Raw genomic sequence first — 24,501 nt, 5'->3', positions numbered from 1 at the left:
TGTTACGCGGTGCACCGGTTCCGAGGGCGGGCAGCCTGCACCGGCACGGAAGTTTCCTTGAGCTTTTCTGAATCCCTGCGCCCTGGCGGCGACCACTACGGGCTGGTCGTGGACGACCACCCTCTCGTCGCGCACGGCATGGCCGCGTTCCTGCGGTTACACAAGAAACTGGACGATGCGGTGAGCGCGGGCAGCCCGCCCGAGGCCCTGCGCACCATCGCCCAACGCGGCGCCCCCGCCATCGCGCTGGTGGATTTCTGGCTGGCCGACGGGGCCACCGACCTGTTCGTGCGCGACGTGCTGACGCTCGCGCCGTCCACCCGCGTGCTCATGGTGAGCGGCGACAGCCATCCGGCCATCGTGCTCAAGGTGCGGGCCAGCGGCGCCCATGGCTTCGTTCACAAACAGGAAGCGCCCGAGGCGTTCGCCGCCGCGGTGAGCGCGGTGCTGGACGGCGGCACCTGGTTCGACGCGGCGCCGGACAGCCCCCCGGCCGTGGCCGACACGCCGCTGGCGCGCGAGGTGCCGCTGGCTCCGTCCGACCTGGGGCTGACCCCGCGCCAGGGCGAGATCCTCGCCCTGCTGCTGCAGGGCCTGCCCAACAAGCCCATCGCCGCCGCGCTGAACGTGTCCGAGCACACCATCAAGGAGCATGTGACGGCCATCCTGCACAAGCTGCAGGCGCGCAACCGGGTCGAGGCCATCGCCAAGCTGCGCGGCGTGCGGCTGGAAGTGCCGCCAGCGCACTACCCGCGCTGAGCCAGCGGCCGAGCCGCCTGCCCGGTCACGCTGGGTCCGTGCGCGCCAGCCAGCGCGACAGCACCGCGTGCAGCGCCTGCGGCGCCAGCGGCTTGCGGAACACGAGGTAGCCGTCGTCCTCGGCCTGCACCAGCGCCGGGGCGTCGTGCTCGCCGCTCACCATGGCGCCGTGCGCATGGCCGCAGCGCGCCAGCAGCGCCTGCAGCACGGCCAGGCCGCTCTCGCCCGCGCCCAGCCGGTGGTCGCACAGCACGGCATCGGGCACGAAGCCGCCGTCCACCCGGGCCATGGCCTGCGCCCCGGTGGCCGCCCATTGCACCTGCAACCCCCACGACTGCAGCAACTGGGACAGCGACGTGGCGATCTGCGGGTCGTCCTCCACCAGCAGGCAACGCCCCTGCAGCGAGGCCATGCGTTCGGCCCAGGGCGCCGCCGGCTGCAGCAAAGGCTCGGCCGGCAGCGGACCGTCGGGCTGCGCCGCCGGCAACTCCAGCCAGAAGCACGAGCCCCGGCCCGGCGTGGATTCGAACCCGTGCCCGGCGCCGATCAGCCCCGCCGAGCGGGCCACCACCGACAGCCCCAGGCCGTGCCCTTCGGCCTGCTGCACCTGGGCCTGATCGCTGCGGTAGAACGGCGCATAGATGCGGTGGCGGTCCTTGGGGGCGACGCCCGCGCCGGTGTCCCACACCTCGATGCGCCAGCGGCCGCCCCGCGCCCTCGCCCCCAGCAGCACCCCGCCCGAGGCCGTATAGCGCAGCGCGTTCTGCGCCAGGTTGAACACCATCTGGCGCAGCAGCGCCGGGTCGCCGCGCACCGCCGCCTCGCGCTGGCGCGGCAGGCGCAGGCGCAGGTGCAGGCCGCGCAGCTCGGCGTCCGGCGCGAACACGGTGGCCACGTCGTCGAACAGGGCGCGCAGGGACACGGTCTCCTCGCGCACCGTGAAGGTGCCCGCCTCGATGCGCGACAAATCCAGGAGCGCGTTGAACATGAAGTTCAGCGACCGCACGCAGCTCTGGACGTCCTGCAGCACGGCGTTCAGGCGAACGTCGCCGTTGCGCTGCAGGGCCGTTTCCAGTAGCAGGCCCATGGCGTGCAGCGGCTGGCGCAGGTCGTGGCTGGCGGTGGCGATGAACCGGTTCTTCTCCTCCAGCGCGCGTTCGGCGGCCTCCTTGGCGGCGCGGTACTGCTCGGCCAGTTGCGCGCGCTGGCGCTCCATCTCCACCTGCTGCACCACGAAGCGGCGCGATCCCCAGGCATGGCGGCACAGCACGGCGCCGTACAGCAGCATCAGCGGCAGCAGGTAGTGCCAGCGCTGCGGGAAGTACCAGTAGATCGCCAGCGTGGGCGGCAGGTAGCTGGCCGCGAAATAGCGCCAGAAGATGACCGGCACCGGGGCGAGGAACGTCGTGGCCGACGCGATGACCGCGCACAGCACCATGTACAGGAAGAGCCGGAATTCGAGCGGGGCCGCGGACATCGTGAGAAAGACGGGCAGCGTCCACATCAGCCCCGTTCCCAGGGACAGCCACTGGAAGATGCGCTCCCATTTGGGCACGGCCACCGCATCGGGCAGCGCGGCGTCGCGCTGCAGGCCGCGGCGCAGGCGCAGCAGCCCCAGGGCCACGACCCCGAAGAGCACCCACCAGGCGATCAACGGACCGGGCGGCGCAAAGCGGCTGTAGAACCCCACCAGCACGCCGGGGATGACCACCGCGGCGATCTCCGAGGAGCCGCGCGAGGCCAGCGACTGCAGCAGCCGGCGGCGCACGGCCAGGTCCAGCGCCTGCCCGTCGGCCCCCTCGATCCCGCCGGCCCGGGATGCCAGCGGGCCCAGCACGTCGGGGAATGCGGGCACGGATGCGGAAGCGGGCGTCACCGCGCCGCCGGAGCGATCGGGCATGCGGCAGCGCCTAGCGGAGGTCGCCGTCCACGTAGAACCAGCGCCCCTCCTGCCGCACGAAGCGGCTCAGTTCATGCAGGCGGTGGGCACGGCCGCCGGGCATGCGCTGGCGGGCGACGAACTCGACCTCGGCGCGCTCGCCATCGAGGCGGCGGTGCGCACGCACTTGCAGGCCCAGCCAACGCACGCCCGGATCGAACGCCACCTGCGCGGGCCGGTGCGCGGCCTCCCAGGTGGCCAGCAGGTAGGGCGCCTGCTCGCGCACGAAGGCGGTGTAGCGCGAGCGCATGAGGCTTTCCGCATCGGGTGCGGGGGTGGTGTCGAAGTGGTCGATGTAGCGGCCGCAGCACTTGGCGTAGGGCAAGGGTCGGTGCTGCGGCGAGGGGCCGGAGGAACGGCCGCAGGGGCACGCGGCCAGGCCCTCGGGCGGGGCGGGCGGTCGTGGGGTGGCCAGGCTCACCGGCTGGGATTGCGTCATCTCAACGCCCCGAACACCTTGCGCAGGATGGCGCTGCCCGAGCCGACCGGGTCCTGGCGGATCTTCTTTTCCTCCTCGCCGATCATGAGGTACAGGCCGTCCAGGGTCTTGCCCGTGACGTACTGCGACAGGTTGGCATCTTCCTGCCGGATCAGGCCGAACCCCGCAGCCTTGCTGGCGAAGGCGTTGTACTGCTGCATGAGCCCCACCTGCTCGATGGCGCGGTTCACCACGGGCAGGAAGCGCTCGCCCAGTGGCGCCCGGGTCCTGCGCGCGAAGAACTCGGTCACCGAGGTTTCGCCACCGGCCAGGATGCCCTTGGCATCGGTCACGGTCATCGTCTGCACCGCGCCCACCAGCAGGTCGCGGCCCATGGGCACGGCCTGCTCGGCCGCGCGGTTCATGGAGGTCACCAGTTCGTCGATGCGCCGGCCCTGGCCGAAGCGGCGCATCAGCTCCGCGGCTTTTTCCAGGCGCCCCGGCAGCGCGATGCGCACCTGCGGGTTGCCCAGAAAGCCGTCGGGCCGCCCGAGCAGGGACACGGCGGCCTGCGCGCCCTGCGCCAGCGCGGCTTTCACGCCGCTGGCGGCATCGGCGCCGGACAGGTCGCCCAGCGACAACGCCAGCGCTTGGCCGCGGGCGGCCAGCAGCCCCAGGGCCAGGGCCCCGGCGCCTGCGCGGTGGTGGAAGGTGCGACGCTGCATGGCGGTCCTTTGATGCAAAAACGGAAAGCAAGAAAGCGGCCCGGCTCGGGCCCAAGGGGCGCATTCTTGCAGATGGCACACTGCACCCCGCCCATGTCGGGCGCAACTGGAGAATGGCCATGTTGGCAATGAGCGTGCCGTGGTGGGAATTCATCGTTCGCGGGGTGATCGTGTACCTCTTCCTGCTGGTCTTCCTGCGCCTGACCGGCAAGCGCCAGACCGGGCAGACCGCGCCGTTCGACCTGGTGCTGCTGCTGGTCCTGTCGAACGCGGTGCAGAACTCGATGAACGCGGGCGACAACTCCCTGGTGGGCGGGCTCATCTCGGCCCTGACCCTCATCGCCTGCCATGTGCTGCTGGCCCAGCTGACCTTCCACTTCCCGCGGCTGGCGCACCTGGTGGACGGCAAGCCGGGGGTGCTGGTGCAGGGCGGCCAGGTGAACACCGCACTCATGCGCAAGGAACTGATCTCCACCGAGGACCTCGCCGCCGCGCTGCGCGCCGGGGGCAGCCTGCACCTGCACGAGGTGGAGCGGGCCACCATCGAGACCAACGGCCAGATCACCGTGGTGCTGCGCCAGCGGGGCGCGGGATCATGACAAAATAGGCCTCCAGCACAATATCTTCTAGGGCATATAGCTATAAATTCAATAGCACCATCCTGCCCAGGTCACTGGCTGGCCTCTTCGTTTCCCACCACCCCGCACACCCTGGCCCCCATCGGAACACCCCCATGAATCTTCTGCTCCTGAGCAACTCCAGCAGCGACGCAGGCTATCTCACCCATGCGCTGGACTGGGTCCGCGACTGGGCCGCGCTGCCCTCCGGCCCCGGCGGCGCGGATACCGGCGAGGCACTCTTCATTCCGTTCGCCGGCGTCACGCGCGGCTGGGACGACTACGAGGCGCTGGTGGCGCAGGCCCTGCGGCCGCTGGGCCTGAACGTGCGGTCGGTGCACCAGGCGGCCGATCCGCTGGCCGCCGTGCAGGGTGCGCGCCGCATCGTGGTGGGAGGCGGCAATACCTTCGCGCTGCTCGGCCACCTGCGCCGCCAGGGCCTGCTGCCCGCGATCGCCGCCCGGGTGCGCTCGGGCGATGCGTCGTACCTGGGGTGGAGCGCGGGCTCCAACATCGCCTGCCCCACCATCCGCACCACCAACGACATGCCCATCACCGATCCCGGCGGGCTGGACGCGATGGGCCTGGTGCCGTGGCAGATCAACGCGCACTACACAGAGGCCCATCCGCCCGGCCACCGCGGCGAGACGCGGCAGGAGCGGCTGCAGGAGTTCTGTGCGCTCAACCCCGGCATCCCGGTGCTGGGCCTGCCCGAAGGCACGGGCGTGCGGGTGCGGGGCGATGCGCGCATGCTGGTAGGTGACGTACCCGCGCGGCTGTTCCATGGCGCGGCCACACCCCGGCTGCTCGATGCGGGGTCGCTGCCCACTGACCTTTGAGTCGAGGCAGGCGCTCGCGGAGTGCGCCTGCTCGCCGAGCCTGGAGGTACTAGAAGTCCTGCCTGTTGCTGCGCTCGCGGCCGATGTAGCTGTTTTGCGCGTTGAAGAGCCCCTGCACCGCTGGATCAGCCCATTGTTCGGGCTCGATGACCAGGCCCTGAACCCTGAGCTGATCGACGTGAAGCCTCAGGCCCTGCAGGCGGGAGACTGCGGCTTCGACCTCCTCGTCGCTGAGTCTGTTGTCCAGCAGTTCGTGCAGGTCATCGTCGTTCAGGTCATCGATCATGCTCGCCGTGGCAGTGTCGATCGCCGGGGGTAGCGCGGTGCCATAGAACGGCACGCCCACGTGCGGCTGAATATCGGCCGGCCTGAGCAAGTCCTTGCCAAAGCACTGATCGTTGTCGATGCCGGTGACCTTGACCGCCCCGTCCGGGCGAACATCGATGAAGTAATTGTTGTGGTGGCGATCGACCTGGCCTGTCAGGTGGTCCAGCCATTGCAGCTTGGTGATTTCCGCGAAGACAGCCGGATTTTTCAACCACTCTGCATCCACTTCGCGCGCCTGCTTGCCGGGCGCACGCTCCATGAGCAGACCGAGATCCGGGTCCAGCGGCCCTCGCCCGGTGTCGATCATTGCCAACTGCGTGTCCGCGATCACATCGATGCCCAGCTTCTTCGCGCAGGACAGGGTCGCGATGTTGCGGATCGCCGTTTGCGGATCGTCCATGGGAATGCCGGAAGCACTGCCCACCCAGCCTTTTTCCGCGGCCTTCAGCGGCTTGAAAACACTGTCTTGCGCAACGCCATCGGCGTTCTCGACCTTGAGCGCAAAGACGGAAGCGAAGGTACCCGACGTGAGAGGCTTGGGCTTTTCCAGCACATGAGCGTCCGTGTAGGCCAGCAGGGTGTCGGGCGTGATCTTCAGATTCAGCTGCCGGTAGAGATGATCGGCCGGGTCTGCCAATTGGCCCAGGACTTCCAGCAGCAATTCACGGTCTTCCTTCAACGCGTTCTGGCCCAAGGTGCCATCCTCGACCGCCATGCGCATCCTGTCCACCGCCACACGGGCATCGAGCTGACCGACCCTGGCCACCGCCATCGCATCGGCACGCACCAGGGCCACGAACGCCGCTTTGCGCTGGCCCTCCATGGGTTTTGGCGATCCGTTCAGGCGCGCGCGCCATTTTTCGGCCATCGTGGTCGGGTTTTTTCGGCCCGCTCGCTCCTTCAGCCGCTTCATCGCTCCGCCGCCATGGGGCAAGGCCGAATGCAAGAGTTGGTTGCGTTCGGCTTTCTCTTGCAGGCGCGCCTGCTCGAACAGCGCACCCAATGTGGAACGGGGCACGGGGCCGGTGGCTGGCTCTGGCTGGATCTCGCTGCTGGAATGCCTCGAATGGAGGGCGGGCGAGGACGGTGCCGTGACAAAAGGCGACACGGAAGGCGACGCCGCGCCGGGCGAGGCAGCGGCTGAAGGCGGTTTTTCAGCCGGGGCCTTGGGTAACGCAGTGCGCAAGGGCGAAAGCTGCCCGGCCAGCCCCGAAGGCCGCGCAGGCGCGCCGCTCACCAACCCGACAGGCCCCTGCAGCGCACCGCGGGAAGGCGAAGCGGGTGTGGAAGGCACGGCGTCGAGGTCGACGCGCGGCGCGCCGGGGCTGGAACCCCGGGTGATACGGAACGGGCTTTCTGGCAAGGCGACTCTCTCTGCCACCCCAAATCACAGGATGGCACCCGGAAGTGTGCGGGTGAGCCGGCGCTGAAGGCCACCGGGTTGCGAAGCCCCAGCACTGGGGGCGAAGCGGGCCGCTACGCCGGCGCCAGCCCACGTCCTGCACGACACCTCTCACCAGCTGCTTTGCAGGCCCGCGGCATAGAACGGCACCCACTGGCGCTCGCGCCCGATGTAGCTGTTGTGCTCGGTCAGCAGCGCCTTCACGCCGGGCTCCCCCCAATGTCCGGGGTCGATCACCCGGCCAATCTCGCGCAGTTGGGCAATGTGCGCCTTGACGCCCTGGTGGCGCTGTATCGCCGCGCTGATTTCAGCCTCGTTCAACTTGTCTTCGAGCATCGAACGGATATCGCCCTCCGTGAGCGCCTGGATCGAACGCTCCATGTCGGTATCCACGACTGGAGGCAGCCCCACACCCCGGAACCGGGCTTGGGCGGTGCCATCCGCCCCGGGCCGGATATCAGCGGGATCGGTGAGCTTTTGGCCAAAGCACTGGTCGTTGTCGATCCCTGTGACCTTGGCCCGCCCGTCCGGCCCGATATCGATGAAGTAGTTTTCATGGTAACGGTCGGTCTGCCCCGTGAGGTGATCGAGCAGTTGGAGCTTGGTCACCTCCGCACACACGTCCGCGCGGTCCAGCGTCTGCACGTCGGTGTGCAAAGCGGGCTTGCCGGGGGCACGCTCCATGACCAACCCCAACTGGAGGTTGGATACCGAAGGGGCTTGCCGGGTATCGATCAGCGCCAGTTGCGTGTCCACGATCACGTCCAGGCCGAGTTTTCTGGCATAGGCGAGCGTCGCGATGTTGCGCATCGCGGTCTGCGGATCGCTCTCTGGAATGCCGGTGCCTGCGGTCGTCGGATTGTTCTTCTCCGTGGCCTTGAGGGGCTTGAAAATGCCATCGAACACCGAACCGTCCAGCTTCGCGAGACGGACCCCGAAAACGGTGTGAAAGCTCCCTGATCTGAAAGCCTTGGGTGGCTCCAGGACCTGGACGTTGGTGAAGGCGGGCGACGTCTCGGGCGTGACCTTCAGGTTGATTTTTTGGTAGAGGCGGTGGATGGACAACTGGTCCAGCGCGGCCAGCAGCGCCAGCCGGTCCGTAGGCAGGATGCCTTGGCCCAGCATGCCCTCCTCTATGGCGGCGCCCAGCGCGTCGGCGGCCAACGAGGGCTCCATCGCGCCGGCCTTGGCAATCGCCATCACGTCCGCGCGCACCAATGCAGCGAATGCCGCATCGCTGTGCACATCCAAGGCTTCGGGTGCGCCTTTGAGTTGTGCATTCAATCGCTCGGCCAGCGTGGCCGGGTGCTGCCTGGCCGCGCGTTCCTTCAAAAGCTTCAGGGTTCCACCACCGCTTGGCAGGGCCGATTCGAGCAACCGCATTCGGCCGGCTCTGTCTGGCGTGTGCAGGCCGGGTGGCGATCGTCTGGTGCTTGCTGGCGAAGGGCCCGTCAGTGGCCGGGGTGCCGAATTGCGCACAGGCGAAAGCGGCCCTGCCGCGGCCTGATGCCGCCGAGGTGCCAGGCCCGGTCCCAAGGGCCCCTCCAGTGCGCGGGACGAAGAGGCAACCGGCCTGGCTGGCAAGGTGCCGGGCTCGATGCGCGACGGGCCGGGGTTTTGGCTTCGGGTGACCCGAAACGGACTGTCTGGCAAGGCAAATCCCTCCGCCGTTCAAAACGCACGGCATCGGGCAGTGTGTCGGCCAACGGCACTCGCGATCCAGCCTGTGGCGAAACGGCAGCCCGGCAGCCGAAGGAAGGCGGCGCACAGCGACTAAGTCATCGGCCCCTGCGGATTCGACCCACCAGCCAATGCCCGGCCAGCGATCACCGCCTCAAGCTCCTGAAGCACGGCCGCTCTCATGCCGCCGGCCGGGTTCCACGGCGTCTCGGCCGCGTTCTGCCCTGCGGCCACCCAGCGCCAACCCGCGTGATCAAAACGACTCGCCGCCACGTGCAGCCGCATGCCCGACGGTATCTTGCCGGCCGATTCGGCACGTTGCAGGTGCGATAGCAAGGCAGCGGCCCAGTCGAACATTTCAGTGATATGCGCGCGGGCGGGCTCGGGCTCCAGGTAGGCTCCACCCCAGGGAAGCTTGATGAAAAGCGCCAACCCCTGGCCGACCAGGTAGAAATGCACCGCCCAGCTGTTGGTGCCATGCCCGTCGAAACCCACCACGGCGTAATCCGCCACGTCGGGTTGCGTTTCGACTTCATCCAGGAAGTGATGGAAATCGTAAGGAGACGAGGCCACGGGACGCGTGGCGAACCATGCCCTCCCCTGGACCTGCAATGCGCTCGCCAGCGCTGTCGGTACGGGAGGAAACGGCAGTCCTTCATCAGCGAAGAGGGTCAGGGCTGAGGACGCGCCGGTATCGCGTTCGGCTTCGTTGGCAGAGAGATTCATGTGGGTCGTTCAATGTCTATGGTTGGCTGGCAACCCAGGCAAGTTCGCGATCGCGGCCCAGGTAGCTGTTTTCCGGGGTGAGGAGTTCCTGGATGTCGGAACGGCTCCATTCGTTCGGCGCGATGACGAGCCCCGCTTCGCGCAACTCGGCAATGTGCTGCCTGACGCCTCGGTACCGCTGGATGGCGGCATCGACCTCGGCATCGTTCAGCTTGTCTTCCAGGATCGAGACAATGCCTTCTTCCGTGAGGGCAAGGACTGCGCTTTCCCTGTCCGTGTCCACCACAGGGGGAAGCGCCGTACCGCGGAGCCCCAGGCGCGACGGATCGATCACGACGCCTTTCGGGTTGGTCGGCGGCGCTTTGGCGCCGGCTGGATCAGTCAGTGCTGCGCCGAAGCTGGTGTCGTTATCGATGCCCATGACCCTGGCCCGGCCATCAGAGCCGAGCTCGACAAAATAGTTTTCGTCGTAGCGATCCGCCTCCCCGGTCAGATGGTCAAGCAACTGGAGCTTCGTCACTTCAGCGCACACGGAGCCCTCCTTGAACACTTCAGCATCGACCTCTTCAGCCGGCTGACCAAGGGCGCGTTCCATGATCAGCCCCAAGGCAGGGTTGAACGGGTCATCTCCGATGGCGATCAACGCCACGCGCGTGTCGGTGACCACGTGAAAACCGATCATCTTCGCGTAGGCGACGGTTGCGAGGTTGCGCATCGCCGTCTGCGGATCTTCTCTCGATATGCCCGCCAGTCTGGCAGCCGCACTCCACTCCTCCACGCTGGGCACTTCGGGGTTCAGCGGCTTGAAAACGGCATCCAGTTCAGAGCCATCGGTGTTCTCAAGCTTGACTGCGTAAACCTTGTTGATTTTCCCCGCCTCCAACTCCACAGGCGCCTCCAGCACCTGCGCGTTGGTGAACGCGGGCATGGTGTCGTCCGTCATTTTCAGGTTCAGCCGCGTGTACAACCGGTCGATGGCCAAGTCGTCCAGCACTTGCGTCAGCAATTCAAGATCGCTCTTCAAAATACCTTGGCCGAGTATCCCCTCATCCAAAGCCTCGGCCATCTTGTCGACCGCCACCAAAGGATCGACCCCACCAGCCATGGCCATCGCCCACAGGTCGTCACGCACCAGCGCCTCGAACGCCGTTTTCCGGGGGCCTTCCATCGGTTTGGGGGTTCCATGGCGGATCAAAAGCAACCTGTCGGCCAAAGTGGCCGGGTGCTCCCTGGCCGCGCGCGCCTTCAATCGTTTCATGGCCTGACCGCCATCCGGCAATGCCGAGTGCACCCATTGCGCCAGCGCAGCGCGGCGAGCCTGTTTGGCTTGCCGGGCCTGCTCCGCCTTCTCGGCCTTTTCTTCTCGCAGGGCCTCGTCCAGCAGTTGGCGCAGCGTCTGGCGTCGTACCGGCTGAGAAGGCGAGGTCTCGTGCGTCGGCGAGGTATGGCCGTCGGAGACATGGGGCTGGATCTCTGTCTGCGAGCGGTCGATGACCGGTTGGCGGTTCAGTGCGGACGGTGGCAACGGACTGCGCACGGGGGAAGACTGCTCACCAGCAGCGCCCTGCAATCGCTTTGGCGCGCCCATGAGACCTTCAGGCCCCTTCAGCGCCACCGGAGTCTGCGGTGTACGCGCGGGAGGCACGCCGCCAGACTCGACGCGCGGCGCATTGGGCACGGAACTGCGAGCGGTCCGAAACAGGTGATCCAGCAAAACGACTCTCTCTCTGCCGTCAAAGGGAACGGTGCAAATGAGTGTGTCGGCCAAGGACACCGGACGAACCCATTGCAGCGAAGCACGGGGTCGGCACGCGAAATGTCATGACTTTCCGCCGCAGAGCCCCGTGGCTCAAGCGCCTGCCACTCGTTGAAGATCGCGTGCCAGGTAGCTGTTCTGCGGAGTCATGAGCGCCTGCACCTGCGGCGTCTCCCAATCTTTCGGATCGATGACCAAGTTCTGCTCCCGCAACTGAACGATGTGCGCTTTCAAGCCTCGGTACCGCTGAAGCGCGGCGGCAATTTCCGCGGCGTTCAATTTGTTGCCGAGCATGGAATGGATGTCGTCCTCCGTCATCGCATCAATAGCGCGCTCCATGTCGGTATCCACCACGGGAGGCAGCCCGACTCCCTCCAAGAGCCTGTGCTGCGAGTCATCGGCGTATCGGGCACCGGCGGGATCGGTCAACTTCTCGCCAAAGCACTGGTCGTTGTCGATGCCCATGACCGTGGGCCGATCGTCCGCGTCGATATGGATGAAGTAATTGAAACCATGGCGGTCCCCCTCCCCCGTCAGGTGGTCGAGCAGCTGGAGCTTGGTCACTTCCGCGCGAACATCTGCCCGGGCCAAAACGCTCGCAGGCGTGCGCTCGGCCGGTTCGCCAGGGGCCAGCTCCATGAGCAGGCCCACGGAGGGATCAAACGGTTTTTTATCGACGTCGATCAGTGCCACGCGGGTATCCGGGATCACATGAAACCCGAGCTTCCTGGCGTAATCGACGGTGGCGAGATTGCGCATCACGGTCTGCGGGTCATATCTCGGAATGCCGGTCGCCCAACCGGCATAAGACCAATCCGCCTTCGGAATCGGCTTGAAGAGGGCATTCAGCACCGCGCCGTCGGTCTCCTTGAGCTTGACCTCATAGACGTGGCTGGATTTTCCAGCGCCGAACGGTTTAGGCACTTGCAGAAGGTCTGCGTCGGTAAAAGCGGGCTTGGTGTCATCTGTCATTGCCAAATTCCACCGCCGGTAGAGACCTTCCAAGGACAGGTCACCCAATATTTCCAGCAAAAGCGCTCGATCCCTTTTGAGGATGCCTTGGCCGAAGATGCCTTCGCCGAGCGCCTCGGTCAATTGGTCGACCGCAGCCCTGGGTGCGATCTGGCCAGTGGATGCCAGCGCCTGCAGATCAGCGCGCACCAACGTTTCGAAAGCCGACCTGCGCTGGTCCTTCATGGTTTTGGGCATTCCGGTCTGGACCGAATGCCATATCTGAGCCGCCGTCTTCGGGTGCTTTCTGACTGCGCGCTCCTTGAGCCGTTTCATGGCCTGTCCCCCGTCGGGCAGCGCCGAATGCACCAGTTGCTCCAGCGCGGCACGCCGTTGCTGACGGTCTTGCTCGGCCTTTTCGGCTTGCTCGATTTTTTCCTGCCGAAGCTCCTGCTTCAAAAGTTCGCCCAGTCTCGGACGGCCAACCTTCTGCGATGGCGGAGCCGCATCCGGCCCTTGCGATGGATTGGCGCCAGAATACAACTCTTGAATCTCACTTTGCAGTCGAATGCTGGGCTGCCTGTTCAGGGAGGGCAACGGGCTGCGAAGGGGTGAGAGTTGCTCCAACGATCCTTGAGGCCGTTTGGGCGCATGCCGGAGTCCCGCAGGACTTTCCGAAGCGAGGGGCGAAGGCATCTCAGGAGGCTTCGGTACCTCGGCGGAGATGCGAGGCTTATTGTGTATAAGGCCTCGGGCAAGCCGGGAAGCGATATCCGACAACATGGCTTTCTTTCTGCCGCCAGAATGGTTCGGCACGCGCGACTATGCCGGACAACAACGCTGGCCTGCACGCCACTGCGAAGCCCACGGCCGAAAGGCGAAAAAATGAAGAGCGATTGGCAATGAGCCACTGGCAATTCGATCGCCATGCATTGGCGATCAATGCCTCACCAGGTGGTGATCGACAGCGCATGGTCACGCTCGCGCCCCACGTAGCTGTTTTGGCTGGTCAGGAGTTGCTGCACGCCCGCATCGCCCCGCTCGGCCGGATCGATCACACGGTTGGTGGAACGCAGTTGCGCAATATGCTGCTTGACGCCTTCGTGCCGCTGGACCGCCGCGTCGATCTCGGCCGCACTCAACTTGTCTCCCAGCATCGAACGGATGTCGGTTTCAGTGAACGTGCCAATCGATCGCTCCATTTCGGTATCCACCACCGGAGGCAGCCCCGTCCCGCGGAACCCTTTACGCGAGGGGTCATTCCGGATTCTTTCGATTCCGGCCGGGTCCGTCATCTTGTGTCCGAAGCATTGATCGTTATCGATCCCCATCACCTTGGCACGCCCGTCCGGTTCGATGTTGATGAAATAGTTGCCGGCATGGCGATCGCCTTGCCCTGTGAGGTGATCCAGTAACTGCAGCTTGGTCACTTCCGCGCATACGTTCGCTTGCCTGAAAAGTTTTGGATCAGTGTCGGCGGCCGACTTGCCGCGGGCCCGCTCCATCACCATACCCAGTTGACGGCCTTGTCCGGTATCGATCAACGCGACGCGTGTATCGGCCACCACGCGCATGCCGAGCTTTCTCACATAGGCCACCGTGGCCACGTTGCGCATTGCGATCTGTGGATCGTCAGGGGGAATACCGGTTTCCATGGCCACCCATCCACGCTCCACCGTGCTGAGCGGCTTGAAAATGGCGTCGATCGGAACGCCATCCGGGCCCGTCAGCTTGACCGAAAACACCGTGTTGAACGTTCCCGACCCCAGCTTCTCGGGCTTTTCAAGAACCTGGTCGTCGGTAAAGGTCAGCCGCGTATAGGGAGTGATTTTCAGGTTCAGTTCATCGTATCGGCAGTTGACGGCCCATCCTTCAAGCACTTCCAACAGCATCTGCCGGTCTCGCTCCAGGATGGAAGGGCCAGCGGTGCCATTTTTCAACGCGTTGATCATCTCGTCGATCGCGCGTGAGTTTTCGATATCGCCAGCCTCGCCAAGCGCCACGACGTCCGCCCAGATCAGATCTTCGAACGCCTCTTTGCGTTTCCCCTCCATGGGTTTGGGCTTTCCATTCAAGATGGCGTGCCATCGCTGGTCCATCGTGGACGGATGCATTCTGGCCGCGCGGTCCTTCAACCGCTTCAGTGCTCCACCTGCATTGAACAGCGCCAATCGCGCCTGCTCGGCCTCCTCCCGGCGCTCCTGAGCCAACAATTGCCCCAGTGTCGTTCGGGGCACACGCGCGGATCGCTGGGCGCTTGCCGCGCGCTGCAGGGGATCGGACGCGCCACGGATGCCGGCGTGTGGCGGGACGAAGGGCGTATGGCGTACCACCGCAGGCAGAGGCAACGCCGATGCTGCGACAGACGCCTTGGTGCTTGCCTGCGCCTTGCCTAACAGCGACTGTGGCAACGGGCTGCGCACGGGAGAGCCATGCTCTTGGGTGCCCGGTGGGCGCCTGGCAGCGCTGCGCAGTCCGGCTGGTGCATTAAGCACTGACGGAGAGGGCGATGCTGACCGGGATGGCTCCACGTCGGTGTGAATGCGCTGCGATCCCAGGCCGGGGTTTCGATCTATCCGAAATGAGTTCTCCGGCAACATGGCTCTCTTTCTGCCGCCAAGACCTGCCGGCTTCTCAGAGCATCCGATATCTGCGCGCGCGCCAACCCATCATGGCGAAGCACTGGGTAACCCAGCGAAAAATGCCGGCCGCCTTTCTAGACTTTGAAGGAATAGCACGCCCGGACCACTCGCCCCCTCACAGCACCGGAAATCCATCAACCGCCGCGCCTGATGGCGCGGTCAGCCCATGCGAGGATGGCCGCACCAACGCACCACCAACGCGCCATCAAACTCAGGCCAGCGCGCGCTGGATGATGATCTTCTGCACGTCGCTCGTGCCTTCGTAGATCTGGCACACGCGCACGTCACGGTAGATGCGCTCCACGGGGAAGTCGTTCACCACGCCGTAGCCGCCCAGCGTCTGGATCGCCGCGCTGCACACCTGCTCGGCCATCTCGCTGGCGAAGAGCTTGGCCATGGCGGCCTCTTTCAGGCACGGCCGGCCGGCATCGCGCAGCGCCGCCGCGTGCCAGATGAGCTGGCGCGCCGCCTCGATCTGCGTGGCGCAATCGGCCAGCCGAAAGCCCACCGCCTGGTGGTTGAAGATGGGCGTGCCGAAGCTCTCGCGCTCCTTCGAATACGCCAGTGCGGCCTCGAAGGCGCTGCGTGCCATGCCCACGCTCTGCGCGGCGATGCCGATGCGCCCGCCCTCCAGCGCGCCGAGCGCGATCTTGTAGCCCTCGCCCTCCGCACCGATGAGGTTTTCGGCCGGCACGCGGCACTGGTCGAACTGGATCTGCGCCGTGTCGCTGCTGTGCTGGCCGAGCTTGTCCTCCAGCCGCGCGACGGTGTAGCCCGGCGAGTCGGTGGGCACCAGGAAGGCGCTCATGCCCTTCTTGCCCGCGCCCTTGTCGGTGACCGCGATGACGATGGCCACGTGACCGTTCTTGCCGCTGGTGATGAACTGCTTGACGCCGTTGATGACGTAGCCGTCGCCGTCCTTCACCGCCGTCGTGCGCAGGGCCGATGCGTCCGAGCCCACGTGCGGCTCGGTCAGGCAGAACGCGCCCAGCATCCGGCCCTGCGCCAGCGGCGCGAGCCAGGCCTTCTTCTGCGCGGCGTTGCCGTAGCGCATGAGGATGGCGTTCACCGGGCAGTTGGTCACGCTGATGGCCGTGCTGGTGCCGCCGTCGCCGGCCGCGATCTCCTCCAGCACCAGCGCGAGCGTCAGGTAGTCGAGCCCCGCGCCGCCGTCTTCCTCGGGCACGCAGATGCCGTAGGCGCCCAATGCGGCCAGGCCCTGGTGGGCCTCGCGGGGGAAGTGGTGTTCGCGGTCCCATCGGGCGGCGTGCGGCCACAGCTCGCGCTGGGCGAAATCGCGCACCGCGTCGCGGATCATTTCCTGGTCTTGGTTCAACAGCATGCTTTTTGTCTCCGTCGTCGAAAGGAATGGCTCTGAAGAGGGCCTGAAAATTCATTTGCCGCACCCGGCGCATCAACTCGCGGTGCCGGCCAGCGCCGGCTACACCGGCGTGCCGTGCATGCGCAGGCTGCGGCGGCGCGACCACTGCTCCACCACGCGCCGCCCATAGCGCACTCCGGGCTTTTCGATGCAGAACCACGAGAACGCCGCCATGGCCAGCGTCAGCGCGAGCGACACCGTGATGCACACCGCCAGGCTCCAGCCGCGCCTGAGGCTGATTTCCGTCACGGCTTGCTGGATCGGAAAGGCGTAGATGTAGACGCCATAGGACAGGTCCTCGCGCAGCCAGCCGCCCGAGCGGCCGCCGCCCACGTGCGCGGCCCAGAAGATGCCGGCCGCCACCAGGGCCCACACGCCGATCTGCACGCTCCACGCCTGCGGCGTAAACCACGCCAGGGCGCCGCCCAGCGCGGCCACCACCAGCAGCCACGGGCCGCTGCGCACGCGGTAGGCCGCGAAGGTGCAGCCGAGCAGGAACGCCACGCCGAACCCGGACACCTCGGCCCAGTGGAACAGGTGGAAGAGCGCCGTGAGCCACCGCGGCCCGGCATCGACCCAGGCGTCCCAGCCGGCCACCCGCGCCCACTGCCAGGACACCGCCATGAGCAGCGCAGCCACGGGATACACCCAGCGCCGCCGCGTCCACCCCGCCACGCCCACCATCGACAGCAGCAGGTACATCAGCAGCTCGTAGCGGATCGTCCACAGCGAGCCGTTCACCGACCGGGCGAACGGGTTGTTCTCGAACACGCCCGGCAGCACCTGCATGACGGCCAGCCCCACGGCGTTGTTGAGGAAATGGACCCACGTGCGGGCATCGGACCAGTACTGCGCCGTGGGCAGCTGCGTCATGGCCCAGCCCAGCACGAACACAGCGAACGCGGTCGCCACCACCAGCCCGGGAAAGATCCGCGCCACGCGCTTGGCCCAGAACACGCCGATGTCCGGCTCGCGCTCCCAGCTCTGGCACACGAGGTAGCCGCTGATGAAGAAAAAGCAGTACACCGCCAGCGAGCCCAGGCTGTGTCCGGCGAAGGGCACGGGCATGCTCAGGCGGTAGAGGAACTCGCCATGCGACAGCAGCACGGCGATCGCCGCCGCCAGGCGCAGCAGGTTGAAATGGTTCGCGCCATGCGCGGTCGGCGCGATCACCGCCGCCCCGCGCGGGGCGTCCAGCGCTGCGGCGCTCACCAGTGCGCGGCCCGGCGGCCGTCGTGGTGCAACAGCCGGCCCCGGTCGGCCGGGGTGACGCCCGCCAGCACCGCGCGCATGCCGCGCACGCTCGCCTCGGGCGTGAGCGCCGCGCCCTCGCCGCCCATGTCGGTCTGCACCCAGCCCGGGTCGAGCGTGATGAGCGTGGCCCCCGGATAGTCGTGCTGCGCCGCGGCCACCGCCATGTTGAGCGCGGCCTTGCTCGTGCGGTACAGCCACGAATCGCTGCCCGGCACGCTGCCGATCAGCGACATGGTGGACGACAGGAATGCCAGGGTGCCGCCCGCCATTGCCACATGGGGCGCGACCTGCGGCAGTGCCTGCATGGCGCCGAGCACGTTGGTGCGCATGACCGCATCGAAATCCTCGCGCGTGGGTGGGGTGAGCGCCGAGGGCCGTCGGATCACGCCCGCCACGTAAAGCGCCACGTCGAGCTTTTCGCCGTCCAAAAGCCAGGCCAGGCCGCTGACGCTGGCCGGGTCGGCCACATCCACGCGCATCGGCTCGGCCCCCAGGGACTGCACGCGCTCGCGGCCGGCGTCGTCGCGCACGGTGGCGATCACGCGCCAGCCGGCCTCGCGGTATTGCCGCACGAATTCGAGCCCGATGCCGCGCGATGCGCCGATGACGAGAACGGTCTGGGTCACTGCCTGAATCCTTGTATCCAATCGGCTTCCACCGCAATCAATTCTAGGGCGTGATGCTATACATTTAATAGCAATACACCACGGGCCTCGATCAGATCAGCTCCAGCGCGACGGCCGTGCCTTCGCCCCCGCCGATGCACAGCGTGGCCAGGCCGCGCTTCTTGCCGCGCGCCTTCAGCGCATGGATCAGCGTGACCATGATGCGGGCGCCGCTGGCACCGATGGGGTGGCCCAGGGCGCAGGCGCCGCCGTTCACGTTGACGATGTCGTGCGACACGTTCAGCTCTTTCATGAGCGCCATGGGCACGACGGCAAAGGCCTCATTGACTTCCCACAGGTCCACGTCCAGCACGCTCCAGCCGGCCTTGTTCAGGGCTTTCTGGGTGGCGCCGACCGGGGCGGTGGTGAACCATTCCGGGGCCTGCGCGTGCATGGCATGGGCCACGATGCGGGCGATGGGCTGGCGGCCGAGCTTGAGGGCAGTGGACTCGCGCATCATTACCAGCGCGGCCGCGCCGTCGTTGATGCTGGAGCTGGAGGCGGCGGTGATGGTGCCGTCCTTCTTGAACGCGGGCTTGAGCTGGGGAATCTTGTCCAGCTTGACCTTGCCCGGGCCTTCGTCCACCGACACCACGGTCTCGCCCGCACGGGTCTTGACCGTGACCGGCGCGATCTCATCGGCGAACGCACCGGAATCGCTGGCCGCCTTGGCGCGCTGCACGCTGGCCACGGCGAAGGCATCCTGCTGCTCGCGCGTGAACTGGTACTTGGCGGCGCAATCCTCGCCGAAGGTGCCCATGGAGCGGCCGGGCTCGTAGGCGTCCTCCAGGCCGTCGAGCATCATGTGGTCGAAGATGCGGTCATGGCCCAGGCGGTAGCCGCCGCGGCCCTTTTGCAGCAGGTAGGGCGCGTTGGTCATGCTCTCCATGCCGCCGGCGACGATCACATCGTGCGTGCCGGCCAGCAGCAGGTCGTGCGCGAACATCGCGGCCTTCATGCCCGAGCCGCACATCTTGCTCAGCGTCACGGCGCCGGCGCTCTGCGGCAGCCCGCCCTTGAAGCCTGCCTGGCGCGCGGGCGCCTGGCCCTGGCCGGCCATCAGGCAATTGCCGAACAGCACCTCCTCGACCGACTCCGGGGCGATGCCCGCACGCTCGACGGCGGCGCGGATGGCCACGCCGCCCAGGTCGTGCGCCGCCAGGCTGGAGAAATCGCCCTGGAAGGCGCCCATGGGGGTGCGCGCGGCACCGACGATGACGATGGAATCACTGCTCATGCTGTTGCTCCTGCTGCAAAAAGAGGGGAAGGGGTGGAAAAGCCGAAGGGAAACGGCCAGGGTGCGGCGGCGGCGGCGCTCAGGAAGGCGGCGCAGTCCTGGACGAGAACCGCCGTTCGCTGTCATAGGGAAAGACGTCGTACACATGGCCCGCCTGGATGCGCTCCTTGTGCGACTGCCAGAAGTCCGCGTCCAGCAGATCGGCGTGGTGGCGCATGAACACATCGCGCACCGCGTCGTTGCCGAGCAGAAAGGGAGCGAAGGTTTCCGGGAACACGTCGCGCGGCCCTACGGCGTACCAGACCTCGCCGCTCATCTCGTCCTCTTCGTTGCGCGCCGCGGGCACGCGGCGGAACTGGCAATCGGTGAGGTATTCGATCTCGTCGTAGTCGTAGAACACGACCTTGCCGTTGCGCGTGACGCCGAAATTCTTCCACAGCATGTCGCCGGGAAAGATGTTGGCGGCCACCAGGTCCTTGATCGCGTTGCCGTACTCGACCACGCTGCGCTCCATCTGCTGACGCGCGCGCGCATCGTGCAGGCCGGCATCGAAGGCCTCCTGCAGGTAGATGTTGAGCGGAATCATCCGCCGCTCGATGTACAGGTGCTTGATGATGACTTCGGTCTGGCCGTCGCCGTCGCGGTCGCTGATCTCCAGCTGGCTCGGGGCGAATTTCTCGATCTCGGCGATCAGCCCGTCTTCGAATCGCTCGCGTGGAAAGGCCACCTCGCTGTACTCCAGCGTATCGGCCATGCGGCCCACGCGGTCGTGCTGCTTGACCAGCAGGTATTTGGACTTGATCTGCTCGCGCGTCGTGTCCTTCGGCGGCGGGTAGTAGTCCTTGATGAGCTTGAACACGAACGGAAAGCTCGGCAGGTCGAATACCAGCATCACCATGCCCTTGATGCCCGGCGCGATGCGAAAGCGGTCGCTGGAATAGCGCAGGTGGTGCAGGAAATCGCGGTAGAACAGCGTCTTGCCCTGCTTGGCCAAGCCCAGCGCGTTGTACAGCTCGGCCCGGGGCTTGCGCGGCATCAGGCTGCGCAGGAACTGCACATAGGCGCTCGGGATTTCCATGTCCACCATGAAATACGCCCGCGCGAAGCTGAACAGCATCTGCAGGTCGTCCTCGCCGAACAGGGCTGCATCGATCACCAGGCGGCCCGCGCTGCCGTGCAGGATGGGCAGGGCGAACGCCAGTTCGTTGAAGCCGTTGACCACCTTGCCCACCAGGTAGGCGCCCTTGTTGCGATAGAACAGGCCCGAAAGCACCTGCACCTGGAAATTGGCGCGCAGCTTGGTGTGCGGCCCCAGGCGCTGCTGGAGGGCGGCCAGCACATGGCGGATATCGCGGTCCAGGTCTTCGAACTCCCGCTGCAGCTGGAAGTTGTCCACGATGCGGACCAACGTCTCGTGCAGTGTGTCCAGCGACGGGTAATAGGCGCGGTACGTCGGCCGGGCGGCCGGCTCCTCGTTTTCGATGTACTCCGTGCTCACGGCCGGCCGCACGAAGATGAAGTCGTTGTGGAAATGCGTGCGGTGCAGGATCTTCGTCGTGACCGAGTTGAAAAACGTCTCGGCCAGCTCGGGCTGGTGGTGGTCCACGAGCAGGCCGATGTAGTGCAGCTTGACCTGGTGCCACACGTCCATGGGCTGCTCGCCCGCGTTGAACTCCTTGTCCAGCCGCCGCACGCATTCCTTCACGCGCAGATCGTAGAACTCGATCCGCTCGCGCTGGGCCCGCTGCTGCCCATGCCAGTCGGCCGTCTCGAAACGGTGCTTGGCGCGCGCGGACTCCGTGCGGAACAGCTGATAGTGGCGGTTGAAGCCATCCATCATCGCCTTGGCGATCGCGTAGGCGTGGGGGGAGTCCAGTCGCTGGGGAAACATGGGCCGCGTCCTGCGAAGGAGAGCAAGCTTACTCGCGGCGAGTGCCTGCAATGCCGGCAACGGCTGCCTGGTAGAGCGCGTCGACGCCTTCAGTGCCGGAGACCTCTAGGTTCAGGTTCTTGATCAACCCGTCTTTGAGGCCGTAGCACCAAGCGTGCAGAGTGACGTTCTGGCCGCTCGCCCAGGCGTCGAGCATCACGGTGGTCTGCGCGACGTTCATCACCTGCTCGATGGCGTTGAGTTCGCACAGCACGTCGTGGCGCCACGCCTGCGGCGTCGCGGCGATGAGCTCGCGGTGGCGGTCGCGCACATCCTTCACGTGGCGGATCCAGTTGTCCGCCAGGCCCACGCGCACATCCTGCAGCGCGGCCAGTACGCCGCCGCATCCGTAATGGCCGACCACCATCAGGTGTTCGACGCGCAGCTGGTCGACCGCGTACTGGATGGTGGAGAGACAGTTCAGGTCGGTAGGCACCACCACGTTGGCCACGTTGCGGTGCACGAACACCTCGCCGGGCTCCAATCCGGTGATCTGATTGGCCGGCACACGGCTGTCGGAACAGCCGACCCACATGTACTTGGGCTTCTGCTGCGCCATGAGGCCAGTGAAAAACCCGGGACGTTCCCGCTCCATCTGCGCTGCCCACGAACGGTTGTGGACAAAAAGTTGTTCGATGTCGGGAACGGCCATGTCAGTTCTTTCGAAGATTGTTCAACAAATCAGCATGTTTCCGCGAACAATTCGCGGCCGATTAGCATACGGCGAATTTCGCTGGTGCCGGCGCCGATCTCGTAGAGTTTTGCATCTCTCCAGAGGCGGCCCAAGGGGTATTCGTTGATGTAACCGTTTCCGCCGAAAATCTGAACGCCCTCGCCGGCCATCCAGGTGGCTTTTTCGGCGCACCACAGAATGACGGACGCGCAGTCCTTGCGCACTTGGCGCACATGGTCGGTACCCAGCATGTCGAGGTTCTTCGCCACCGTGTAGGCAAACGAGCGGCCGGCCTGCAGCACGGTGTACATGTCGGCCACCTTGCCCTGGATCAGTTGGAACTCGCCGATGCTCTGGCCGAACTGCTTGCGGTCGTGGATGTAGGGAACCACGTTGTCCATGACCGACTGCATGATCCCCAGCGGCCCGCCGGTCAGCACCGCGCGTTCGTAATCAAGCCCGCTCATGAGAACCTTGGCACCACCGTTGACGGTGCCCAGGACCTGGCTCGCTGGCACTTCGACGTTTTCGAACACCAACTCGCCCGTGTGGCTTCCCCGCATGCCGAGCTTGTCGAGCTTTTGCGCAATGCTGAAGCCCTTCATTCCCTTTTCGATCAGAAAAGCCGTGACGCCGCGCGCGCCCAGTTCGGGCTCCGTCTTGGCGTAGACCACGAGCGTGTCGGCATCCGGGCCGTTGGTGATCCACATCTTGGTACCGTTGAGCAGGTAGTAACCACCTTTGTCTTCGGCTTTGAGCTTCATGCTGATCACATCGGAGCCGGCACCCGGCTCGCTCATGGCCAGCGCGCCCACGTGCTCACCACTGATCAGGCCGGGCAGGTATTTGCGCTTTTGCTCTTCGGAGCCGTTGCGGTTGATCTGGTTCACGCACAGGTTGCTGTGGGCGCCATAGGACAGGCCCACCGATGCGCTGGCCCGGGAAATTTCCTCCATCGCCACCATGTGCGCGAGATACCCCATGTGCGCACCGCCGTACGCCTCCGGCACGGTGATGCCGAGCACGCCCAACTCGCCCATCTTGCGCCAGAGGTCCATGGGAAATTGGTCGGTGCGATCGATCTCCGCCGCACGCGGTGCGATCTCGGCTTGCGCGAAATCGCGCACGGCATCGCGCAACGCGTCGATGTCTTCGCCCAGTTGGAAATTCAGGCCGGGAAGGCTGGCGAGTGTCATGGAGTCTCCTATTTTGGGAATCAATGAAGAAGAAATTCAGCCGGCAATGCCATCGCGCCCGATGACGGACATGAGCGTGCAGCCCATGGTAGCGATGAGTTTTTCCTGGTTGTCGTCAATGCCGTAGGCGCGGCCCTCGCACACCGTGATGGTCCGGCCCGGCTTGATGACACGGCCTTCCATGCGAAAACGGGGCCCGCGCGCCGGCGCCAGCAGGTTGATCTTGAATTCGATCGTCAACACCGCGGCTTCGTCGGGCATCAAGGTGAAGGCCGCGTATCCGCAGGCGGAATCCAGCGCGGCGGACACCATTCCCGCATGCAAAAACCCATGCTGCTGCGTCAGAGACGGGGCCCAATCCAGTTCGATGTCCACCTCGCCAGGGGCAATGCGCCCCAGATGCGCGCCCAAAGTGTGCATCGCGCCCTGTAGCGCAAAACTCTGGGAAACGCGTTGCACATGGTCGGGATGGGCAAGGTCAGACAGCGTGATCGGCATGGTTTGGATGATTTACGTTTACGTAAACGTCAATTATGGCTTATTTCTTCTTTTCTGCCTTGATGAGCAATGCCCGCGCTTCCTTTTCATGCTCCCGTACCTCGTCCAGATTCGCCTGAAGATCGGCCATCTGGGCTTCCAGTTGCTTGCGGTGGCCCGCCAGCACGTCCAGGAATTTACGGAGCTGCACGCCCGTGTCCCTGGGACTGTCGTAGAGATCGATGATTTCCTTCGCCTCGGTCAGCGAAAGTCCCAGGCGTTTTGCCCGCAAGGTGAGCCGCAACCGAGTGCGATCGCGAGCGGTGTAGATGCGAGTACGGGCGCCGGGTCCGGTGCGTTGGGGTTGGAGAAGGCCCATGTCTTCATAGAAGCGCATAGCGCGGGTGGTGAGGTCGAACTCTTTGGCGAGGTCGCTGATGGTGTAGGTGGTGGCGGCCATAGGAGGTAGGGGAGACTCGTGGAGTGGAGATCCATCCCTGTCAGCGGCTGCGGTGGTGGGGAGGGGGTTCGCTGACGTTGACGTAACGTCAATCGTAGCGTATCGCTGGGCTTGGAGCAGATTGAACTGGCTTGGATCGGGGCCTAGCTGATCGGAATGGCAGCGTGGTCGCGTGGTCCGTTGAATGCTTGGGGCCGACGAATAGCGCCGCATTGAAGCCTGCAATGCGTTGTCAGGCTTGGGCCGGAGGCCAAGGGGCGTACCTGACTGGAGACTGATTCACCCAAGCAGGCTACGTTTAGCGAAGATTTGGAGGAGAGATTTTCATTCTCCAAAGCAAATCGCCCCGACATCGTTGGATGTCGGGGCGATTTGGGCTGTAAGAGCCTGACGATGACCTACTTTCACACGGGAACCCGCACTATCATCGGCGCAAAGTCGTTTCAC

General features: G+C 65.8%; 21 protein-coding genes. 3 read left to right on the top strand and 18 right to left on the bottom strand.

Going from position 1 to position 24,501, the window contains the following annotated elements:
- Positions 1–57 precede the first annotated feature (57 nt).
- A complete protein-coding gene (locus AVKW3434_RS03990) occupies positions 58–759 on the top strand; it encodes a LuxR C-terminal-related transcriptional regulator (protein WP_284404683.1) in 702 nt (233 codons plus the stop codon).
- A gap of 25 nt (positions 760–784) precedes the next feature.
- Here the strand turns inward: AVKW3434_RS03990 and AVKW3434_RS03985 are convergent, their stop codons facing one another.
- From AVKW3434_RS03985 to AVKW3434_RS03975, 3 genes are read right to left on the bottom strand one after another with little or no spacing between them, the layout of a single operon-like run.
- Positions 785–2,659, bottom strand: a complete 1,875-nt coding sequence (locus AVKW3434_RS03985) for an ATP-binding response regulator (protein WP_284404681.1) — start codon at positions 2,657–2,659, stop codon at positions 785–787.
- A gap of 10 nt (positions 2,660–2,669) precedes the next feature.
- Positions 2,670–3,137 carry a YchJ family protein gene (locus AVKW3434_RS03980; RefSeq protein ID WP_284404678.1) on the bottom strand — a complete coding sequence of 156 codons (468 nt, stop codon included), beginning with the start codon at positions 3,135–3,137 and terminating at the stop codon, positions 2,670–2,672.
- On the bottom strand, positions 3,134–3,841 hold the full coding sequence (locus AVKW3434_RS03975) for a DUF4197 domain-containing protein (protein WP_284404676.1): 708 nt from the start codon (positions 3,839–3,841) through the stop codon (positions 3,134–3,136). The genes AVKW3434_RS03980 and AVKW3434_RS03975 overlap by 4 nt, the downstream gene beginning before the upstream one ends.
- Before the next feature lie 119 nt (positions 3,842–3,960).
- Between AVKW3434_RS03975 and AVKW3434_RS03970 the strand changes: the two genes are divergently transcribed.
- Together AVKW3434_RS03970 and pepE are read left to right on the top strand one after the other, a co-directional pair.
- Positions 3,961–4,440: a DUF421 domain-containing protein gene (locus AVKW3434_RS03970; protein WP_284404674.1), complete on the top strand. Its 480-nt coding sequence runs from the start codon at positions 3,961–3,963 to the stop codon at positions 4,438–4,440.
- A gap of 134 nt (positions 4,441–4,574) precedes the next feature.
- The gene (gene pepE / locus AVKW3434_RS03965) at positions 4,575–5,297 is read left to right on the top strand and encodes a dipeptidase PepE (RefSeq protein ID WP_284404672.1); all 723 of its coding nucleotides are present in this window, start codon (positions 4,575–4,577) and stop codon (positions 5,295–5,297) included.
- Between the two features lie 49 nt (positions 5,298–5,346).
- Here pepE and AVKW3434_RS03960 read toward each other — a convergent pair whose 3' ends face one another.
- The 15 genes from AVKW3434_RS03960 to AVKW3434_RS03890 all read right to left on the bottom strand — a co-directional run bounded on the left by AVKW3434_RS03960 (position 5,347) and on the right by AVKW3434_RS03890 (position 24,054).
- The gene (locus AVKW3434_RS03960; protein ID WP_284404669.1) at positions 5,347–6,987 is read right to left on the bottom strand and encodes a hypothetical protein; all 1,641 of its coding nucleotides are present in this window, start codon (positions 6,985–6,987) and stop codon (positions 5,347–5,349) included.
- A 150-nt stretch (positions 6,988–7,137) separates the two neighbouring features.
- Positions 7,138–8,679, bottom strand: coding sequence for a hypothetical protein (locus tag AVKW3434_RS03955; RefSeq protein ID WP_284404668.1), 1,542 nt, complete (start codon positions 8,677–8,679; stop codon positions 7,138–7,140).
- A 120-nt stretch (positions 8,680–8,799) separates the two neighbouring features.
- Positions 8,800–9,432, bottom strand: a complete 633-nt coding sequence (locus AVKW3434_RS03950; RefSeq protein ID WP_284404666.1) for a hypothetical protein — start codon at positions 9,430–9,432, stop codon at positions 8,800–8,802.
- 16 nt (positions 9,433–9,448) lie between these two features.
- On the bottom strand, positions 9,449–11,146 hold the full coding sequence (locus AVKW3434_RS03945; protein ID WP_284404665.1) for a hypothetical protein: 1,698 nt from the start codon (positions 11,144–11,146) through the stop codon (positions 9,449–9,451).
- Between the two features lie 135 nt (positions 11,147–11,281).
- On the bottom strand, positions 11,282–12,736 hold the full coding sequence (locus AVKW3434_RS03940) for a hypothetical protein (RefSeq protein WP_284404661.1): 1,455 nt from the start codon (positions 12,734–12,736) through the stop codon (positions 11,282–11,284).
- 350 nt (positions 12,737–13,086) lie between these two features.
- Positions 13,087–14,562 (bottom strand): protein kinase family protein, encoded by a 1,476-nt coding sequence (locus AVKW3434_RS03935; RefSeq protein ID WP_284404659.1) that lies wholly within the window; start codon positions 14,560–14,562, stop codon positions 13,087–13,089.
- Positions 14,563–14,992: 430 nt separating this feature from the next.
- On the bottom strand, positions 14,993–16,123 hold the full coding sequence (locus AVKW3434_RS03930) for an acyl-CoA dehydrogenase family protein (protein ID WP_284404658.1): 1,131 nt from the start codon (positions 16,121–16,123) through the stop codon (positions 14,993–14,995).
- A 99-nt stretch (positions 16,124–16,222) separates the two neighbouring features.
- On the bottom strand, positions 16,223–17,374 hold the full coding sequence (locus tag AVKW3434_RS03925; RefSeq protein ID WP_284404656.1) for an acyltransferase family protein: 1,152 nt from the start codon (positions 17,372–17,374) through the stop codon (positions 16,223–16,225).
- Positions 17,371–18,042: an SDR family oxidoreductase gene (locus tag AVKW3434_RS03920; RefSeq protein WP_284404655.1), complete on the bottom strand. Its 672-nt coding sequence runs from the start codon at positions 18,040–18,042 to the stop codon at positions 17,371–17,373. The genes AVKW3434_RS03925 and AVKW3434_RS03920 overlap by 4 nt, the downstream gene beginning before the upstream one ends.
- Before the next feature lie 91 nt (positions 18,043–18,133).
- Complete coding sequence (locus AVKW3434_RS03915; protein ID WP_284397705.1) at positions 18,134–19,318, bottom strand: acetyl-CoA C-acyltransferase; 1,185 nt, start codon at positions 19,316–19,318, stop codon at positions 18,134–18,136.
- A gap of 79 nt (positions 19,319–19,397) precedes the next feature.
- Complete coding sequence (gene aceK / locus AVKW3434_RS03910) at positions 19,398–21,209, bottom strand: bifunctional isocitrate dehydrogenase kinase/phosphatase (RefSeq protein WP_284404652.1); 1,812 nt, start codon at positions 21,207–21,209, stop codon at positions 19,398–19,400.
- 28 nt (positions 21,210–21,237) lie between these two features.
- Positions 21,238–21,900, bottom strand: coding sequence for a carbonate dehydratase (can, locus tag AVKW3434_RS03905; protein ID WP_284404650.1), 663 nt, complete (start codon positions 21,898–21,900; stop codon positions 21,238–21,240).
- 29 nt (positions 21,901–21,929) lie between these two features.
- Complete coding sequence (locus tag AVKW3434_RS03900) at positions 21,930–23,117, bottom strand: isovaleryl-CoA dehydrogenase (RefSeq protein ID WP_284404648.1); 1,188 nt, start codon at positions 23,115–23,117, stop codon at positions 21,930–21,932.
- Positions 23,118–23,153: 36 nt separating this feature from the next.
- Positions 23,154–23,615, bottom strand: coding sequence for a PaaI family thioesterase (locus tag AVKW3434_RS03895; protein ID WP_284404645.1), 462 nt, complete (start codon positions 23,613–23,615; stop codon positions 23,154–23,156).
- A 40-nt stretch (positions 23,616–23,655) separates the two neighbouring features.
- On the bottom strand, positions 23,656–24,054 hold the full coding sequence (locus AVKW3434_RS03890) for a MerR family transcriptional regulator (RefSeq protein WP_284404643.1): 399 nt from the start codon (positions 24,052–24,054) through the stop codon (positions 23,656–23,658).
- Positions 24,055–24,501 lie beyond the last annotated feature (447 nt).

It is taken from the genome of Acidovorax sp. SUPP3434 (assembly GCF_030159015.1).
GTDB lineage: Bacteria > Pseudomonadota > Gammaproteobacteria > Burkholderiales > Burkholderiaceae_C > Paracidovorax.
Note: the sequence above shows the minus strand (reverse complement) of the source record. Positions and strands in the feature narration are given on the sequence as shown.

Coding starts and splice junctions, on each gene's coding strand:
- AVKW3434_RS03980 (WP_284404678.1), bottom strand. CDS start 3,137: ATGACGCAATCCCAGCCGGTGAGCCTGGCCACCCCACGACCGCCCGCC.
- AVKW3434_RS03900 (WP_284404648.1), bottom strand. CDS start 23,117: ATGACACTCGCCAGCCTTCCCGGCCTGAATTTCCAACTGGGCGAAGAC.
- AVKW3434_RS03915 (WP_284397705.1), bottom strand. CDS start 19,318: ATGAGCAGTGATTCCATCGTCATCGTCGGTGCCGCGCGCACCCCCATG.
- can (WP_284404650.1), bottom strand. CDS start 21,900: ATGGCCGTTCCCGACATCGAACAACTTTTTGTCCACAACCGTTCGTGG.
- AVKW3434_RS03985 (WP_284404681.1), bottom strand. CDS start 2,659: ATGCCCGATCGCTCCGGCGGCGCGGTGACGCCCGCTTCCGCATCCGTG.
- AVKW3434_RS03890 (WP_284404643.1), bottom strand. CDS start 24,054: ATGGCCGCCACCACCTACACCATCAGCGACCTCGCCAAAGAGTTCGAC.
- aceK (WP_284404652.1), bottom strand. CDS start 21,209: ATGTTTCCCCAGCGACTGGACTCCCCCCACGCCTACGCGATCGCCAAG.
- AVKW3434_RS03975 (WP_284404676.1), bottom strand. CDS start 3,841: ATGCAGCGTCGCACCTTCCACCACCGCGCAGGCGCCGGGGCCCTGGCC.
- AVKW3434_RS03950 (WP_284404666.1), bottom strand. CDS start 9,432: ATGAATCTCTCTGCCAACGAAGCCGAACGCGATACCGGCGCGTCCTCA.
- AVKW3434_RS03930 (WP_284404658.1), bottom strand. CDS start 16,123: ATGCTGTTGAACCAAGACCAGGAAATGATCCGCGACGCGGTGCGCGAT.
- AVKW3434_RS03970 (WP_284404674.1), top strand. CDS start 3,961: ATGTTGGCAATGAGCGTGCCGTGGTGGGAATTCATCGTTCGCGGGGTG.
- pepE (WP_284404672.1), top strand. CDS start 4,575: ATGAATCTTCTGCTCCTGAGCAACTCCAGCAGCGACGCAGGCTATCTC.
- AVKW3434_RS03895 (WP_284404645.1), bottom strand. CDS start 23,615: ATGCCGATCACGCTGTCTGACCTTGCCCATCCCGACCATGTGCAACGC.